The sequence below is a fragment of the Phaeodactylibacter luteus genome (assembly GCF_007993045.1).
Lineage (GTDB): Bacteria > Bacteroidota > Bacteroidia > Chitinophagales > Saprospiraceae > Phaeodactylibacter > Phaeodactylibacter luteus.
Genome location: NZ_VOOR01000271.1, coordinates 1 through 263, shown reverse-complemented (window position 1 = coordinate 263; position 263 = coordinate 1). Strand labels below are relative to the sequence as shown.

The following is a 263-nucleotide window of genomic DNA, read 5'->3' as shown; positions in this document are numbered from 1 at the left end:
ACAGACCCGTTCGGCAGCGTTATCGGGTTCAGGCTCTGCTCAAACCAGTTGACCGTGATGAAACCGGGGCTGGGGTTGCCTATGTTCGCTCCAGCATTAAACGCCGGCAGGCTGCTGTTCAGGTTCGTTGCCTGGTTGAAGCTCAGGCGGCTGGCGTCGTACGATAAGGTGAAAGACATGCCCACCAGATCGGTGAAATTGTCAGCCGTCACAGACACGCAGAACTGATCGCCCTGGTTTACCGAGGCATCCCCAACGCTGAT

General features: G+C 57.0%; 1 protein-coding gene. It reads right to left on the bottom strand.

Annotated elements, in window-relative coordinates; translation table 11 throughout:
- Positions 1 to 263 (bottom strand): cohesin domain-containing protein (locus FRY97_RS22200; protein ID WP_147169796.1); only part of this gene is annotated, 263 nt, incomplete at both ends.